The sequence below is a fragment of the Clavibacter rahimiani genome (assembly GCF_052654495.1).
Genome location: NZ_CP199790.1, coordinates 114,941 through 130,706 on the forward strand (window position 1 = coordinate 114,941; position 15,766 = coordinate 130,706).

General features: G+C 68.6%; 10 protein-coding genes. 3 read left to right on the forward strand and 7 right to left on the reverse strand.

Features of this window, described 5'->3' with window-relative positions; translation table 11 throughout:
• Nucleotides 1-7 precede the first annotated feature (7 nt).
• Nucleotides 8-2,389, forward strand: coding sequence for an ATP-binding cassette domain-containing protein (locus ACT7CP_RS00560; protein ID WP_445442936.1), 2,382 nt, complete (start codon nucleotides 8-10; stop codon nucleotides 2,387-2,389).
• Between the two features lie 75 nt (nucleotides 2,390-2,464).
• Here the strand turns inward: ACT7CP_RS00560 and ACT7CP_RS00565 are convergent, their stop codons facing one another.
• The 3 genes from ACT7CP_RS00565 to ACT7CP_RS00575 are packed head-to-tail and all read right to left on the reverse strand — an operon-like array spanning nucleotide 2,465 to nucleotide 8,378.
• Nucleotides 2,465-5,845, reverse strand: a complete 3,381-nt coding sequence (locus ACT7CP_RS00565) for a DEAD/DEAH box helicase family protein (protein ID WP_445442937.1) — start codon at nucleotides 5,843-5,845, stop codon at nucleotides 2,465-2,467.
• The gene (locus tag ACT7CP_RS00570; RefSeq protein WP_445442938.1) at nucleotides 5,842-6,921 is read right to left on the reverse strand and encodes a restriction endonuclease subunit S; all 1,080 of its coding nucleotides are present in this window, start codon (nucleotides 6,919-6,921) and stop codon (nucleotides 5,842-5,844) included. The genes ACT7CP_RS00565 and ACT7CP_RS00570 overlap by 4 nt, the downstream gene beginning before the upstream one ends.
• Nucleotides 6,918-8,378, reverse strand: a complete 1,461-nt coding sequence (locus ACT7CP_RS00575) for a type I restriction-modification system subunit M (protein ID WP_445442939.1) — start codon at nucleotides 8,376-8,378, stop codon at nucleotides 6,918-6,920. The genes ACT7CP_RS00570 and ACT7CP_RS00575 overlap by 4 nt, the downstream gene beginning before the upstream one ends.
• Before the next feature lie 265 nt (nucleotides 8,379-8,643).
• Between ACT7CP_RS00575 and ACT7CP_RS00580 the strand changes: the two genes are divergently transcribed.
• Both ACT7CP_RS00580 and ACT7CP_RS00585 read left to right on the forward strand, forming a co-directional pair.
• Entirely contained in the window at nucleotides 8,644-10,002 is a 1,359-nt protein-coding gene (locus ACT7CP_RS00580) for a hypothetical protein (protein WP_445442940.1), read from the forward strand.
• A 99-nt stretch (nucleotides 10,003-10,101) separates the two neighbouring features.
• A complete protein-coding gene (locus tag ACT7CP_RS00585; RefSeq protein WP_445442941.1) occupies nucleotides 10,102-10,734 on the forward strand; it encodes a uracil-DNA glycosylase in 633 nt (210 codons plus the stop codon).
• Between the two features lie 238 nt (nucleotides 10,735-10,972).
• Here the strand turns inward: ACT7CP_RS00585 and ACT7CP_RS00590 are convergent, their stop codons facing one another.
• The 4 genes from ACT7CP_RS00590 to ACT7CP_RS00605 all read right to left on the reverse strand — a co-directional run bounded on the left by ACT7CP_RS00590 (nucleotide 10,973) and on the right by ACT7CP_RS00605 (nucleotide 15,765).
• A complete protein-coding gene (locus tag ACT7CP_RS00590) occupies nucleotides 10,973-12,820 on the reverse strand; it encodes a glycoside hydrolase family 2 protein (protein ID WP_445442942.1) in 1,848 nt (615 codons plus the stop codon).
• 76 nt (nucleotides 12,821-12,896) lie between these two features.
• Nucleotides 12,897-13,706 (reverse strand): ThuA domain-containing protein, encoded by an 810-nt coding sequence (locus ACT7CP_RS00595; protein ID WP_413961949.1) that lies wholly within the window; start codon nucleotides 13,704-13,706, stop codon nucleotides 12,897-12,899.
• The gene (locus ACT7CP_RS00600) at nucleotides 13,703-14,878 is read right to left on the reverse strand and encodes a Gfo/Idh/MocA family protein (protein ID WP_445442943.1); all 1,176 of its coding nucleotides are present in this window, start codon (nucleotides 14,876-14,878) and stop codon (nucleotides 13,703-13,705) included. The genes ACT7CP_RS00595 and ACT7CP_RS00600 overlap by 4 nt, the downstream gene beginning before the upstream one ends.
• Nucleotides 14,879-14,883: 5 nt before the next feature.
• Complete coding sequence (locus ACT7CP_RS00605) at nucleotides 14,884-15,765, reverse strand: carbohydrate ABC transporter permease (RefSeq protein WP_445442944.1); 882 nt, start codon at nucleotides 15,763-15,765, stop codon at nucleotides 14,884-14,886.
• Between the last annotated feature and the right edge of the window lies 1 nt (nucleotide 15,766).

A 15,766-nucleotide genomic window follows, 5' to 3' on the forward strand; every position in this document is an offset into this window, starting at 1 on the left:
GAGCACGATGAGCGCCGCACCGCATCCCGCCGACCGCCACGACCTCATCCGCGTGCAGGGCGCACGCGAGAACAACCTCAAGGACGTCTCCCTCGACATCCCGAAGCGCCGCCTCACGGTGTTCACGGGGGTGTCGGGCTCCGGCAAGTCGTCGCTCGTGTTCGGCACGATCGCGGCGGAGTCCAAGCGCATGATCGACGAGACCTACCCGGCGTTCGTGCAGGGCTTCATGCCGTCGCTCGCGCGGCCGGAGGTGGATCGCCTCGAGGGCCTCACGACGGCGATCATCGTCGACCAAGAGCGGCTGGGCGCGAACCCCCGCTCGACCGTCGGCACCGCGACCGACGTCAACGCCATGCTGCGCATCCTCTTCTCGCGCCTGGGCGAGCCGCACATCGGCTCGGCCAACGCGTTCTCCTTCAACGTCCCCAGCGTGCGCGTCCAGGGGTCGATGACGGTCGAGAGGGGCGCCGCGACGCAGGCGGTCGCGCAGGACCACACGATGCTCGGCGGCATGTGCCCGCGCTGCGAGGGCCTCGGCCGGGTCAACGACATCGACCTGGCGCAGATCCTCGACGACTCGAGGTCGCTGCTCGAGGGCGCGATCACCGTCCCGGGCTACACGGCCGACGGCTGGCTCGTGAAGATCTTCGCCGCCTCCGGGTTCGTGCCCGGCGACGTGCCCATCCGCGACCTCACCGACGAGCAGCGGCACGACTTCCTCTACAGGGAGCCGACCAAGGTCAAGGTCGACGCGATGAACATGACCTACGAGGGCCTCGTGCCGAAGATCCAGAGGTCGATCCTGTCGAAGGACAAGGAGTCGATGCAGCCGCACATCCGGGCGTTCGTCGACCGGGCGGTGACCTTCCAGACGTGTCCCGACTGCGACGGCACGCGGCTCGCGGCGCCCGCGCGGTCCTCGAGGGTCGCGGGGATGTCGATCGCGGAGGCCTGCAGCGTGCAGATCTCCGACCTCGCCGCCTGGGTGCGCGGCATCGACGAGCCGACGGTCGCGCCGCTCGTGCAGTCGCTCGCGCAGACGCTCGACTCGTTCGTGTCGATCGGCCTCGGGTACCTGTCGCTCGACCGGTCGTCGGGCTCGCTCAGCGGGGGAGAGGCGCAGCGCACGAAGCTCATCCGGCATCTCGGCTCGGCGCTCACCGACGTCACGTACGTGTTCGACGAGCCGACGATCGGCCTGCACCCGCACGACATCCAGCGCATGAACGACCTGCTGCTGCAGCTGCGCGACAAGGGCAACACGGTGCTGGTCGTCGAGCACAAGCCCGAGACGATCGCGATCGCCGACCACGTCGTCGACCTCGGGCCGCGCGCGGGGTCGCACGGTGGGGAGATCCGGTTCGAGGGCACGGTCGAGGCGCTGCGCGCCAGCGGCACCCTGACGGGGCGGCACCTCGACGACCGGGCGCGGCTCAAGGACGCGGTGCGCGAGCGGTCGGGCGTGCTCGAGGTGCGCGGCGCGTCGACCCACAACCTGAAGGACGTGGACGTCGACGTGCCGCTCGGTGTGCTCACGGTGGTGACGGGTGTCGCCGGCTCCGGCAAGTCGTCGCTCATCCACGGGTCCGTCGCCGGGCGGGACGGCGTCGTGTCGATCGACCAGACGGCGATCCGCGGCTCCCGGCGCTCCAACCCCGCGACCTACACGGGCCTGCTCGAGCCCGTCCGCAAGGCGTTCGCGAAGGCCAACGGGGTGAAGCCCGCGCTGTTCAGCGCGAACTCCGACGGCGCGTGCCCGGCGTGCAACGGCGCCGGGGTCATCTTCACCGACCTCGGGCCGATGTCGACGGTGTCGACGACGTGCGAGGACTGCGGCGGCAAGCGCTTCCTGGCCTCGGTGCTCGAGTACACGCTGGGAGGCAAGGACATCAGCGAGGTGCTCGCGCTGCCCATCGCCGAGGCGCGCGCGTACTTCGCGGACGGCGAGGCGCGGACCCCGGCGGCGGTGGCGATCCTGTCGCGCCTCGAGGACGTGGGGCTCGGGTACGTGACGCTCGGGCAGCCGCTCACGACCCTGTCGGGCGGCGAGCGGCAGCGGCTGAAGCTCGCGGTGCAGATGGCCGAGAAGCAGGGCGGCGTGTACGTGCTCGACGAGCCGACGACCGGTCTGCACCTCGCCGACGTCGCGCAGCTGCTGGGCCTCCTGGACCGCCTCGTCGACTCGGGGAAGACCGTGATCGTCATCGAGCACCACCAGGCGGTGATGGCGCACGCCGACTGGATCATCGACGTGGGGCCCGGCGCCGGTCACGACGGCGGCAGGATCGTGTTCGAGGGCACGCCCGCGGAGCTCGTCGCGTCGCGCTCGACGATCACGGGGGAGCACCTCGCGGCGTACGTCGGCGGGTCATCGGTCGGGGAGTAGTAGTCGAACAACGGACGGCCGACGCGACGCCCCGGGGCGCCTGCGCTGTACCTCTCTGGTTGTTCTCGGGCGACGTCAGGCCACGCTTGCGGGCCGCGCGTGAGCTTTGACGTCGTCCAAGATCTTCACTATGGCATCCACGTCGGACTCGTCGAAGAGGTAGTCCACGCCGCTCGGAGCACGGTCCGTGTACGGCGACTCGTAGAGGCGAGCGGCGTCCATCAGGCCGTTGGCGGTGAGCTCGTCGGCGATCAGGTGGATGAAGCGGATCTGCTCCACGGAGAACCGCGACCCGTCGAGGAACCGGGTGAACGACTCCAGCACGGCGTCCCGGTCTAGGCCGACGAGGGATCGGATGAAAGGCCCGAGCCCGCGGGCCTGCTCGGCGGCCAGCTCGATGTCGGCCTTCGAGCCCGCACCGCTGGCGAGCAGCATCGACTCGAGGGCGGTCAGGTCGTCGGGCGTCAGCTGCCGGTTCCGGCGCAGGCGCTGCAAAGCGAGGTGGTCCTCGTGCTGTCGCAGGTACGCGGTCGCCTTCGCCCGGAAGCGGCCGGGGTCGGTTCCCGGCGTGGTCTGCCCCAGCACGATCTCGGTGGCCTCGCTCAGCTCGTCGATGAAGTCGGTGTAGACGCGAGGTCGGGTGACGCTCGGTACGAACTTCACCAGCGCGCGGATGCGCAGCCGCGCGATCTCGAGCATGTCGACGGTCACGTCGACCCACCAGTCGTCGCTGGCGACCTCCTCGAGCAGCACGAGCCGTTCCGCGACCGAGGGGATGGCCGACTTCCCCAGCAGCGCGGTGGCGATGGCTTGCACCTGCTGCCGGACGCGCTCTGCGGCCACGAGGTCGCCGTCGAGCTGGGCGAGCTGTCGCCGCAGGACGAGCAGGTCGAAGCGCTTGGCGTCCACGTCGTCGTCCGTGACGCTGGACGGCAGGCCCGCCAGGTGCGTGAGGGCTTCCGCCGCGTCCTCGGGCGTCAGCGCATCCCATGCCGCGGGGTCGGCGAACCGCTCGACCCATCGCCGTTCGGGGCGCACGAGGAAGTTGTCGAGGTTCATGCCCGCGACGATCCGGTGCAGGGTGTCGGCCGTGGACGCCCGCAGCTCCTGATCCAGCTGCGCTCGGTCGAGGGCCGTGATCAGCCCGAGCCGGGCCTCGAATAGCCGCTGGGTGAGCGACTTCTGGAAAGATCCCTCACTGCCCGGCAGGTCTTGGCTGAAGAACTCGAGGTTGCCGGAGAAGTCGAAGACCAGGAAGTCCTTCTTCGGTTGGCCGTCGCCGAACAGGTCGGGGCGCAGGCGCGTGCCGCGTCCGATCATCTGCCAGAACTTCGACTTCGACCGCACCGGCTTGAAGAAGACCAGATTCACGATCTCGGGCACGTCGATCCCGGTGTCAAGCATGTCGACGGAGATCGCGATGTGCGGTGCGTGGTCGGCGATGGAGAACTCGTCGATGAGGTTCTGCGCGTACGGGGTGCTGTGCGTGATCACGCGCGCGAAGTGCCCCGCGTGCTCGGGGTACTGCTCATCGAAGCGGCGCTGGATGAACTCGGCGTGCGCCTGGTTCTTCGCGAACACGATCGTCTTGCCGAGGCGGTCACCGCCCGCGACCTTGTACCCGCTCGTCATGAGGGTGGCGAGCGCCTTGTCGACGGTGTCCTCGTTGAAGAGGAAGCGGTTCAGCTCGTCGGCCTCGACCGTGGTGGGCGTGTCTCCGTCGCCCCAGTCCAGCGCATCCCAGGCGTCCTTCTCCTCCGCGCTGAGCTCGTCGTACCGGATGCCCTGCCGCAGGAACCGGGTGCCCACCGACACCCCGCGCGGCGGCACCAGGAAGCCCTCCGCGACCGCTTCGTCGAGCCCGTACGCGTCCGTCGGCACGCCGTCCTCGAGGTGGAAGCGCCGGTAGGTGTTGTGGTCGACCTCGTCCTTCGGGGTCGCCGTCAGTCCGACGAGCAGCGCGTCGAACCAGTCGAAGATGGCGCCGTACTTCTGGTAGATCGACCGGTGCGCCTCGTCGATCACGATCAGGTCGAAGAACCCGGGACCGAACCGCCGCGTCGGCGTGCCCTCGCCCTCGGTGACCTGGCCGATCAGGTTCATCATCGTCGGGTACGTCGACACGTAGACGCGCCCCTCGGCGGTTCGCTCGGTGACGAGGTTCACGGTCGCGGCACCGGGCAGGTGCTCTGTGAAGGCGTTGGCCGCCTGCTTCACCAGTGCCGTGCGGTCGGCGAGGAACAGGATGCGCTTGGCCCAGTTCGCCTTCATCAGCTGGTCGGCCAGCGCGATGACCGTGCGGGTCTTGCCCGACCCCGTCGCCATGACCAGCAGCGCCTGCCGCTGGTGACGGTCGAACGCATCTCCCACGGCGCGGATCGCCTGCACCTGGTAGTGGCGGCCCGCGATTCCCGTGCTCACCGCGGCCTCGGCCAGCGGGACGCGTGTCGTGCGGCGCTGGATCATCAGCTCGAGCTCGCTGCGGGTGAAGAAGCCCGCGATCTGCCGCGGAGGGTATCCGGCAGCGTCGTCCCACACCCAGTGCTCGTAGCCGTTCGTGAAGAACACCACGGGACGCCGGCCGAAGGTCGCCTCGAGGCAGTCGGCGTAGAGCTTGGCCTGCTGCTGACCGACCTGCGCGCTCGTCGTCGTGCGCTTGGCCTCGACGACGGCGAGCGGCAGCCCGTCGCTTCCCCAGAGCACGTAGTCGACGAATCCGACTCCCGGCCCATTCGGCATGCCGGCGACCTCGAACTCGCGATCGCGCGTCTCGGTGAGCGGCCAGCCAACCTCGGCCAGCAGCACATCGATGAATAGGTCGCGGGTCTCGGCCTCGGAGTAGTCGTGGTCATCAGGCGCGTGGTTTGAATCCTGCGCTGCGGCCACCTGCGCCCTCAGCCGCTCGATTTCTGCCGCCTGCGCGGCCGCCAGGCCGTCACGCTCCGCAAGGGCCTTCGCGTGCGCCTCGTCCTGCGCGGCAAACCTCGCCGCGAGCCGCTGGACGTCCTCCCGGGTCAGCGGCGCGGCGCGGGCCGCGAGCTGCGGGTCGAACTGGGCGGCCGTCGGCACGCCTGCGGGGTGCGCCGAGTGCCGGAACACCGCCCACACTAGGACGTGGTACAACTCCCGCAGCGCCGCTAGCGCGATGTCAGCTCGCACCGGCTGATGCGCATGTACTGCCCGGTTGCCGAGCTTTCGGATCAGGTTCAGCTTTTGCCCGATCCCTACTCCCGCGACTCGCGCGAAGCTGGCGTCGTTGATACGCGCGGCGAGGTCGTCCTGGTACGGGACAGGCAGATCGAGCACGTCATACAGGTGCCCGACAAGTTGCTCCACTGCACGGCGGCTGTAAAAGCAGGCTGACCGTGGGTCGGTCGAGAGGTAGGACTCCGCGCGGGACGCGTCCTCGAATACGTCCGGCCACGCGATGCGCACGAACTCGAAGTTCGCGGTCACAGCTCGCCTCGGAACGCGCGGGCTTGCATCGACGCGAACATCTCGGTCTCCGCGGAGACCATGTTTCGCGCGCGGCCCCGGGCTCGCAGAATCGCTCGTGTTTTGTTGACGAATGCATCCTGCTGCACAGCGGTCGGCACTGGAATTTCCACTGCGGAGATGCGCCCAGCAGAGATCAGAGGCTGCCCGGATTGACTTGCATACTGATTGAGGTTAGCTGCCCGCAAGGCTGCAGCCAAGTACTCCATTGCCAAGTCAGCATGCACTTCACTGACGTACAGCGCATTATCTGTGATCCACGATCGAGGTGCCGTCGTGTGCACCGCACCGCAATACGCGCCCACGCGACCGACCACCACCTTCGAAGACTCAAAAAGAGATCTCGAGTGATAACCAGTGACTCCGTTGCCACCGTAGACCGGAACGTCTCCGGGCTCCTGCGCCTTTGCAGGAAGAAAACTACCGCTTTTGAAGGACAGGAGGCTTCCGATGGATTGTCGACTTGTTGCGCTGAGTGACAACTCATTGAACACGGCGTCCTCAAGCACGTTGAAGTACGCGAGCACCTGGCGGCGCTTGGCGCCCAGCGCGTCGGCGCTGTCGAGGATCGCAGCAATCCGCTTTTGCTCCTCGAGCGGCGGCAGCGGAATCTCAATCCGCGCGACTACTGCTTTCGATATTTCCTTGAAAGTTGCGCCGTTGCCGAGACTTTGAAGGAGCGCCTTGTTTGCTCGTAACCAGTGGTAAAGATACTTTGCATCGACTCTATCTTGCCGAGGGATTAGGCTCTTGAAACCTTGATTCGTTGCCATCGGTGCGTCGTTGATGGCAACATGCCCAATGGGCGCACGAGAGCTTAGCAAAACGGATCCCGGCGGGAGGACCATAGCAGAGCAACTTTGCAATCCCAATTCGGTTAAGGTCCGAGGGGTGGTTGATATATGTGCGCCCGTCAACCGACTCAGGTCAGCAGGCGTAACCCACTGGACATTACCACCCCAGTATTCATCCACGTTTGATTTGGGTGTGGCGCCGGAAACGATATCGGCTATGTCGCCGAGAGGGACCTTAGTCACGCGAGCATCGCCTTTAGCTCGGCAAGCCCGTCGGCAATCTCAGCTTCGAGGGCCTCGATGTCGGCGATGATGTCGAATGGTGCGCGATGTTCGACCTCGTCGTGGACGATCTCCTTGTAACGGTTTAGGGAGAGGTCGTAGCCCTGGGCGGCAATGTCTGTCTTAGGCACGGTGAACGACTGCTCGGTCCGAGCCCGGTCGCGTTCGCCCGTGCGGCGGTCTGCCCAGCGGGTAAGCACGTCCGGCAGGTCGTTCGCCTCGATGGGGTTGCGCTTGTCGTCGAGGGAGAAGCCGTCGGCGTGCACCTCGTAGAACCAGACGTCGTCGGTACCGCCGGAGTCTGTCTTCGTGAAGAACAGGATCGCGGTCGACACGCCCGCGTACGGGCGGAAGACGCCAGAGGGGAGCTTGACGACCGCATCGAGCTTCTGGTCCTCCACGAGCATTCGCCGCAATGCCTTATGCGCGGTCGACGATCCGAATAGCACACCGTCGGGCACGATCACGGCCGCCCGGCCGCCGGGCTTCAGCAGTTTCAGGAACAGGGCCATGAAGAGCAGCTCGGTCTTCTTCGTCTTCACGACCCGCTGCAGGTCTTTCGAGGTCGACTCGTAGTCGAGCGAGCCGGCGAAGGGCGGGTTCGCCAAAATCAGTGAGTACCGCTCCACGTCATCGCTCACGCCCTCGGAGAGCGAGTCGCGGTAGCGGATGTCTGGCGATTCGATGCCGTGCAACAGCATATTCATGCTGCCGATGCGCAGCATGGTCGAGTCGAAGTCGAACCCGTGGAACATGCTCGTGTGAAAGTGCGAGCGCTGCGCCGTGTTCGTCAGCACACTGGGGTGCTCGCGCCGCACGTACTCCGACGCGGCGACGAGGAACCCGGCCGTACCGCACGCGGGATCGCAGATCTCGTCCTCCGGCTGAGGTGCCGTCATGGCAACCATCAGGCCGATGATGTGCCGGGGCGTGCGGAACTGCCCGTTCACCCCCGCGGAAGCGATCTTTGACAGCAGGTATTCGTACAAATCGCCGTTGGTGTCGCGCTCGGCCATGGGAATGTCGTCGAGCATGTCGACCACCCTCGACAGCAAAGCCGGGGTCGGAATCGTGAAGCGGGCATCGCGCATGTGCTCGCCGTACGTCGATTCGTCGCCGCCGAGGGTGCGCAGGAACGGGAACACCTCGTTGCCCATGGAAGCCCACATGACTTCGGGATCGTCGTTCTTGAATCGGCTCCACCTCAGATGCTTCTGCCGCGGCAGGTATACGGGGCGCTCGACCTCCCCGCCCGTGACGCGGGCTTTCCGCTCGGCGAGCGTCTGCAGGTCATCGAGCCGCCGAACGAAGAGCAGGTAGGTGATCTGCTCGATCACCTCGAGGGGGTTCGATATGCCACCGGACCAGAACGCGTCCCACACTCGATCGATCTTGCTCTTGAGCTCTCCAGTGATCACACTCCTCACAGTATCCGCAGCTGCCGCCGCTGTCTGTCCGCGCCGCGCTGCCATCAAAGATCCGGACGCCCTGGTGCGAGCAGGCTCGCTTCGACAAGACGACGGCGGGCTCGGCATGTGCTGCAGCCAAGTGTCAGCAGACTGATCGCTCAGCAGCACCAAGACACGTGGGTGGCGTCAACCCGAGGGCTTGCCGTGTCACGATGGCTGATGGCGCGGCGTGGACAGCGTTGACGGTGCGTCGCGGACGAGGAACAGGCCACCCATGACTTTCGACAACAGCGCGCTGGTTCCGGTGTGGACTCTGGCCACCGAGCCGGTGAGCCTGCCCCACGTATTCGGCGGAGGTAACCTCACTCCCGCTCGCCTCGGTGAGGTGCGGACGGCTTTGGCCACGCTCGCGGCTAGTCCGATCACGACGCTGGAGGTCCGGCCGGTATCGATTCCGCGTGATCCGCACCAGGGCATCCGGCTCCAGGCAGCGAGTCCGCTCGCGAAGCAGCTGTCTCAGCTCGTGTCGGACACGGCCAAGTCCGCCTCGACGGCCAAAGCGGCTGTGCCAGCGTTGGACGCGGCGGCATCCGGCGAGGTCTTGTATCAGATGGTCGTCCCCGCCAAGGTCGCTGTGCAGGTCGGCACGGGGCTCGTGAAGCCCATGGCATCGAAAGCGGTGGCCGGAGGGATCCACGGCGGTCTGCTCGATAAGGCTGGGATCGTTGCCAGTGCGACGTTCGTACCTGTTGCAGGCAAGGCGGCAACTGCCGGCGCCGGCGCAACAGCGGCTGGCGCGGGAGGTGCGGTCGGTGCCGCCGGAGCAGCCGGCGGCGCAGTCGCTGCCGCCGGTGTGATCACCGTCGCGGCGCCGCTCGTGCTCATGGCCGTAGCTGTCGGAGTCAGCGCCTACGCAGAGCATGAGCGCCAGGTCGCCATCGAGCGGATCACCGACCTGCTGGATCAGCTGCACGAGGACAACTTGGACAAGGAACGGAGTGAGCTCGACGGGTGCCGCGACGCCATTGACAAGGCGGCGGCGATTCTGCTCGACCAGGGCCGCATCGGTCCCGCTCTGGGTTTGGACAGCGCTGTCCATGCGATCAGCAAGTCGTTGGAGATGAGCCGTCGGCGACTTTCGAAGTGGCAGGCCTCCCTGGCGGAATTCCCGGATGGGCCGGTAAATCTCGCGGCCACTACGAAGGCGTTCCCGGGAATCAACGGGGACGGCGGCCTCTTTCGAGCGCACCTGGAGCTCGCGCGTTTGACGATCGCTCTCAGGCGTCGGGTGCTCATCCTCCAGGCCGTCGAGCATGCTCAGATGGATGTCGGAAGCAATCCGTTCACCAACTTCCTCGGTGCTTTGCAGGAAGACGAGCGGCGCCTCAACGACCTCGAAGCCGGGCTCGTCTCGATCCTCTCCCAGCTGTCGACCCTCGAGTTGAAGCGTCGAACCGGATTGCGCCACGCGGTCTTCACGCCAGCTGAAGTGGACAATCTCCTTAGGTCCGCATACCGGCTCCGCAGCCTGGGTGACGACCTCAACCGCGGCACCTCTCAGGCTGACGTCGCCATTGACATCGAGCGAAGCCGTGACGGGTCGCTCGTCGTCTTCCCGGCCGTCGCCGTCTAACGGCCCACAGGGTGATGTGACCATCAATCGGCATTACAGAGGGGCCCTGAACCTCCCAAATGCCGTCTCGGCGCGGGCCGACACGCTCCGTAGAAGTACATGGACGCGCCCCGAGGGCTGAAAGACGAGACTCGACTCGCTGAGCGCCGCCACATGCTCACGGCAGCTGAGGGCGTGCAGCCGCTCCGGGAGTGGAAAGAGGATGTGCTCGCTCGGCGACGGACGAAGCGACCCGACATCGTGATCCCGGACTTCGATCCAGCCGAGGTCGGCGGCGGCATCGCAACGCGCGCACTCATGGTCTTCGAGGCGCCGGGTCCGAAGATCGTGGTGGAGTGGGGCGGCTCCGGGTTCATCAGCACGGACAACGATGACCCGACGGCACAGAACAACTGGACGGCACGGAACAGCGCGGGCCTGGACGAGCACACGCTCTCGTGGAATATCTGCCCTTGGGTGCTCGGCAAGGCGTCGGTGCATCCGGGGCCGACGGAGCTTGCGCAAGGAGCGATCGAGCTACGGAGCTTGATGCAGCTTCTTCCTGATCTCCGCGTCGTGATCCTCTGCGGTCTCAAGGCCCAACAGGGGTGGACGTCCTACATTGAGCCGCATATCGAGGGCGGGCCCGCCGTGATTCGAACGTGGCATCCATCGAACCTCTCTTTCAAGCAGCCGAACAAGCGTGAGGAGTTCACGATCGCTCTCGAGCGAGCTGCCGGTCGGATCGCCTAGATCCGATTGCTGACACGACGGCCCCCGGTTGCGCCTCGTGGGCTGAAATTTCCAGCCCAGGGTTCGGGAGTGCTCTATCAGCATCATTGGCCGGTCGGTTCCACAATCACTTCAGCGTGGGCGGGATCGGCGGGTCGCTCGCCGGGAGGTGATGCGACCGAGGCGCGGGTGAGGCCGCGCGTCGGCATGAGAAGCCGTCCCCGTGGTCCGAACGTACGGAACGGGGGGCATGCGGACGCTACCGGGAAGGGTCGCCGTCGCGCATCTCGTACGCCGCCCGCTGCTCCTGCACCGCGCGGATGCGGGCGATGTCGAACTTCGGCCGGCGGTGGAAGTCGTAGATGCCGTTCTGCTCCTGGAACGTGTCGGTGAGCTGCGTGAAGCAGTAGCCGAACATGCGCGGATCCTCCAGCAGCACCTCGGTGAGGCCGCGGAAGCGCGCGTGCCACTCCTCGACGCTCGCGACGCGCTCGCCGTAGCCCCAGGAGACCGCGCGCTCGGGGTCGGCGTCGCCGGCGGATGCGGACGCGTCGGCCTCCTCCGGGTTCCACCAGATGCCGCCGTACTCCGAGACGAAGAACGGCTGACCCGCGTACGGCAGGGAGATCGCGCGGCCGTCGAGGTCGTTGGTGAAGGGCCGCCCATCCGCGAGCCCCGCCTGCTCGACGCGGAACGCGTCCGGGTCCTGCTCGTAGGAGTGGGAGTCGTAGACGTCGGCGGCGCGGACGCGGTGGGCGTAGCCGGAGGCGTCGAGGACGGGCCGGCTCGGATCCGCGGCCTTGGTCGCCCGGTACATGCCGGCGGTCACGTCGTCGAGCTGCGTGATGCGGTCGTGGATCGCCTGGTACGTCTCGTTGAGCGGGCACCAGCCGACGATCGACGGGTGGGAGCGGTCGCGCTCCACCGCCTCGATCCACTGCGTGATGAAGGAGGCCGTCGGCAGGTGCGCGTCCTTGGAGCCCGCGCCCCAGTCGCCGAACTCGCCCCAGACGAGGTAGCCGAGGCGGTCCGCGTGGAACAGGAAGCGCTCCTCGAACACCTTCTGGTGGAGGCGCGCGCCGGTGAAGCCCGCGGCCATCGACAGCTCGATGTCGCGGACGAGCGCGGCGTCGTCGGGCGAGGTCATGAGGGTGTCCGGCCAGTAGCCCTGGTCGAGCACGAGCCGCTGGAAGACGCGGCGGCCGTTGAGGAGCAGATCCTGTCCGTCGATCGCGATGGAGCGGAGGCCGCCGTAGGTCGCGACCTCGTCGACGACGCGCGCGTCGGCGCCGGTGCCCGCGCCCTCGACGAGGCGGAGCGCGATGCCGTACAGGTGCGGATCCGCCGGCGACCACGGGCGCAGCCGGTCCTCGGGGATGCGCAGCACGACGCGCGCGCCGAGGTCGCCCGCGGGGACGGACGCGCGTGTGATCTCGCCGGCCGCGTCGGAGAGGACGGCCTCGAACCGGAGGCCCGCCGTGCGGTGCGACAGCTCGGGGGTCACCGTGAAGGACGCGTCGCCGAGCTGCGGCTCGACGTGCACGGAGCGGATGTGCGCGTCCGGCACCGGCTCCAGCCACACCGTCTGCCAGATGCCGGTGGTGCGCGTGTAGAAGCACTCGGTGTTCGCGTACCAGGTGGCCTGCTTGCCGCGGGCCTGCGGCTCGTCGCGGGTGTCGCGGGCGCGGACCACGATGGTCAGCTCCTCCTCGTCGGCCCGCACGCCGAGGTCGGCGGTGAACGGGGTGAAGCCGCCGCGGTGCCGGGCGACCTCCGCGCCGTCCACCCACACGGTGGCGTCGTGGTCGACCGCGCCGAAGTGCAGCAGGACCCGGCGGCCGCTCCAGCCGGCGGGGATCCGCACGGTGCGGCGGTACCAGACGGCCGTGAGGAAGTCGACGTCGCCGATGCCCGACGCCATGGACTCCGGCGCGAACGGCACGAGGATCTCCTCGGCCAGCTCCCGCGCGACGAGCCCGCGCTCGAGGCCGGAGTCGCCGCGGTCGCGTTCGAACTGCCACGGGCCGTTGAGGTTCAGCCAGTCGGGCCGCGTGAGGTGCGGGCGCGGGTGCTCGGGCTTGGGGATCGGGGCGGTGCGGTCGGTCACGGTCGGCGGTCTCCTGGTTCGGGTCGGTCGGTCAGTCGGTCGGTCGAGCGGGGTCGAGCGGGTGGGCCGGTCGGGATCAGCCCTCGACCGGCTCCCCCGTGCGGTAGTCGACGAGCGCGCCGGGCGAGCCCAGCACGGGCTGGTCGAAGCGGCCTGGGAGGTACATCGGGGTGATGAGGTACGACTCCCGCGCCCGCTCCGGCCGCGCCCAGCGCACGCCGTTGGCGATCACGCGCTGCACGTCCGGGTGGTGGTAGACGGGGTAGACCTCGTCGCCGGGGCTGAAGTAGAAGACGCGCCCGTAGCCGCGCCGGTACGTGATCCCGCTGCGGAACACCTCGCCGCCGGAGAAGCTGCTGATGAAGACCAGCTCGTCGGGGTCGGGGATGTCGAAGAACTCCCCGTACATCTCCTGCCCGGGGATCTGGATCGGCTGCGACACGCCCTCGGTGATGGGGTGCCGCGGCGCCACCGTCCACACGAGCTCGCTGTCGCCGTCGTTCCGCCAGCGCAGGCTGCAGGTGGTGCCCATCAGCCGGCGGAAGATCTTGGAGTGGTGCCCGGAGTGCAGCACGATGATGCCCATCCCCTCGAGCACGTGCTTCTGGATCCGGTCCACGACCTCGTCCGACACCTCCTCGTGGGCGGTGTGGCCCCACCAGAGCAGCACGTCGGTGCGCGCGAGGAGCTCCTCGGTCATGCCGTGCTCGGGGTCGTCGAGGACCCGCGTCGTGACGTCCGCGTCGGCCCCGAGGAGGCCGCGGATCCCGTCGGCGATGGTGCTGTGCATGCCGTCGGGGTAGATGCCGGCGACGACCGGGTTGACCTTCTCGTGCCGGTTCTCGCCCCACACGACGACGCGGATCGGGGTGGTGGTGTCGGTCATGGGGTCCCTCCGGGGGCGTGGGCGGCCGGGGCGGATCCCCAGGCCGGGGTGCGGATGCCGTCGGCCGCGCTCGTCCACGAGCGCAGCCGGTCGGCGACGTCGGGGCTCCGCTCGTCGGCGATCGCCTGCGCGAGGGCGTCCTCCAGCAGGTCGGCGATGACGACGCGCTCGCCGCCCCGCTCGCTGCTGCGGATCGCGCCCTCGACCATCGCGAGGCTGAGCACGTTGTGCCGCACCTCGTTCTGCGGGGTCGTGCCCGTGCGCAGGGATCCGACGAACTCCGCCAGCGACGCCTCGATGCCCTCGGCGCGCTCGGGCACGCGGAAGCGCGCGTCGGGCACGTCCACGCGGACGACGTCGTCGCCGTCCCACGAGGCCGCGCCGCGCTCGCCGTACGCGCGCCAGTCCGCGTTCCACGACGTGGGCATCCCCGGCGTGCAGCGGCTGCCGACGTAGGCGAAGCGGGCGCCGGAGGCGAGCTCGAAGTCGGCGGTCGCAGCCGCGTCCCCCGCGAACCAGCTCCACGGCGGGTTCCAGGAGCTGCACCGCACGGCCACGGGCTCCTCGCCCGTCGCGTACCGCAGCTGGTCGAAGTGGTGGATGGACATGTCGACGAGGAGCGGATGCGCCATCTGCTCGCGGAAGCCCGGCTCGTGGTCCTCGTGCAGGAACTGCGCGTGCACGACCGCGAGCGGCCCGACCTGCGCGACCGCCTCGCGGAACGCCGCGAGGTGGTTGAAGTACCGGCGCGACTGGCTGACCATCAGGAGCCCGCCCGTGATGTCGGCGAGCGCGACCTGGCGGAGCGCCTCGGCCACGGTGGGCGCGAGCGGCTTCTCGCACAGCACGGGGAGTCCCGCGCGGAGCGCCTGCTCGTTCACGACGCGGTGCGCCTGCGGCACGGTCACGTTCACCACGGCCCGGGCGCCGGCGCGCGCGGCGACCTCCGCCACGGACGCCCCGACGGCGACGCCCTCGAGGCCGGCCGCGCGCACGGCGGCCTCCGCGAGCGGCACGTCGAGGTCGACCACGCCGACGGGCGCGGCGTGCGGGGAGTCGGCGAGCATGCGGATCCACGCGCCGCCCATGGCGCCGGCGCCCACCACCACGACGGGCAGGCGCGCGTCGTCCGCGGCGGACCCGGGGGCCGGGTGCTCTCGGATGTCGGTCATGGTGGTCATCCCTTCAGCGCTCCGCCCAGGCTGGACTTGAGGAGGTGCTTGCGCGCGACCACGTACAGCACGGCGGGCGGCAGCACGTAGACGACCGCGCTCGCGGCCAGCAGTCCCCAGTCGACCACGTTCCGCTCGCTGAACGCACGGAAGAGGCCGATGGCGAGCGGGTAGAGCTCCTGGTCCTGCAGCAGCACGAGCGGGGTGAGGAAGTCGCCCCACGAGCCCATGAACATGAGCATCGCGGCGGCGCCGAGGCCGGGCCCGATGAGCGGCAGCACGATCCGGCGCGCGCCCTGGAGCCGCGTGTTGCCGTCGGTCCAGGCGGCCTCCTCGAGCTCGATCGGGACGGCGTCGACCGTGCCCTTCATGAGCCAGAGGGTGACCGGGAGGCCGCTGACGGCCTGCACGAGGATCAGGCCGTGCAGCGTGTTGGCCAGGCCCAGGTTCACCATGATCAGGTACAGCGCCACGATGGTCGCCGGCGCCGGGATCACGCGGATGAGCAGGATCCCGAACATGAAGAACCGGCGGCCGGGGAAGGTGAACCGCGAGAGCGCGTACCCGCCGGCGATCCCCAGCGCGAGGTTGAGCGCCGTGGACGCGATGGCGATCACGAAGCTGTTCAGCAGCAGCCGGGGCGTGCCGGCCGCGGCGAAGAACCGCGCGAAGTTGTCGAGGGAGAAGGAGGGGAGCTGCACGGTCGCGCCGGCGTCCGCGTCGATCGCGCTGAACGCGACCCAGGCGAACGGGACGAGGCAGAACAGCCCGAGCAGGACGATGAGCACGTAGCCGACGCCCCGCTGGGTGAGGGCGAGGGGTGAGAGCGGTCGGCGTCGTCGCCGGCCGGGCAGGGTCGCGGGCACGCGGTCCGTGGATGCGGTCATG

Excerpts from the sequence above, each read along its gene's own strand:
- ACT7CP_RS00560 (WP_445442936.1), top strand. The coding sequence starts at position 8 with ATGAGCGCCGCACCGCATCCCGCCGACCGCCACGACCTCATCCGCGTG.
- ACT7CP_RS00580 (WP_445442940.1), top strand. The coding sequence starts at position 8,644 with ATGACTTTCGACAACAGCGCGCTGGTTCCGGTGTGGACTCTGGCCACC.
- ACT7CP_RS00585 (WP_445442941.1), top strand. The coding sequence starts at position 10,102 with ATGGACGCGCCCCGAGGGCTGAAAGACGAGACTCGACTCGCTGAGCGC.
- ACT7CP_RS00595 (WP_413961949.1), bottom strand. The coding sequence starts at position 13,706 with ATGACCGACACCACCACCCCGATCCGCGTCGTCGTGTGGGGCGAGAAC.
- ACT7CP_RS00600 (WP_445442943.1), bottom strand. The coding sequence starts at position 14,878 with ATGACCGACATCCGAGAGCACCCGGCCCCCGGGTCCGCCGCGGACGAC.
- ACT7CP_RS00605 (WP_445442944.1), bottom strand. The coding sequence starts at position 15,765 with ATGACCGCATCCACGGACCGCGTGCCCGCGACCCTGCCCGGCCGGCGA.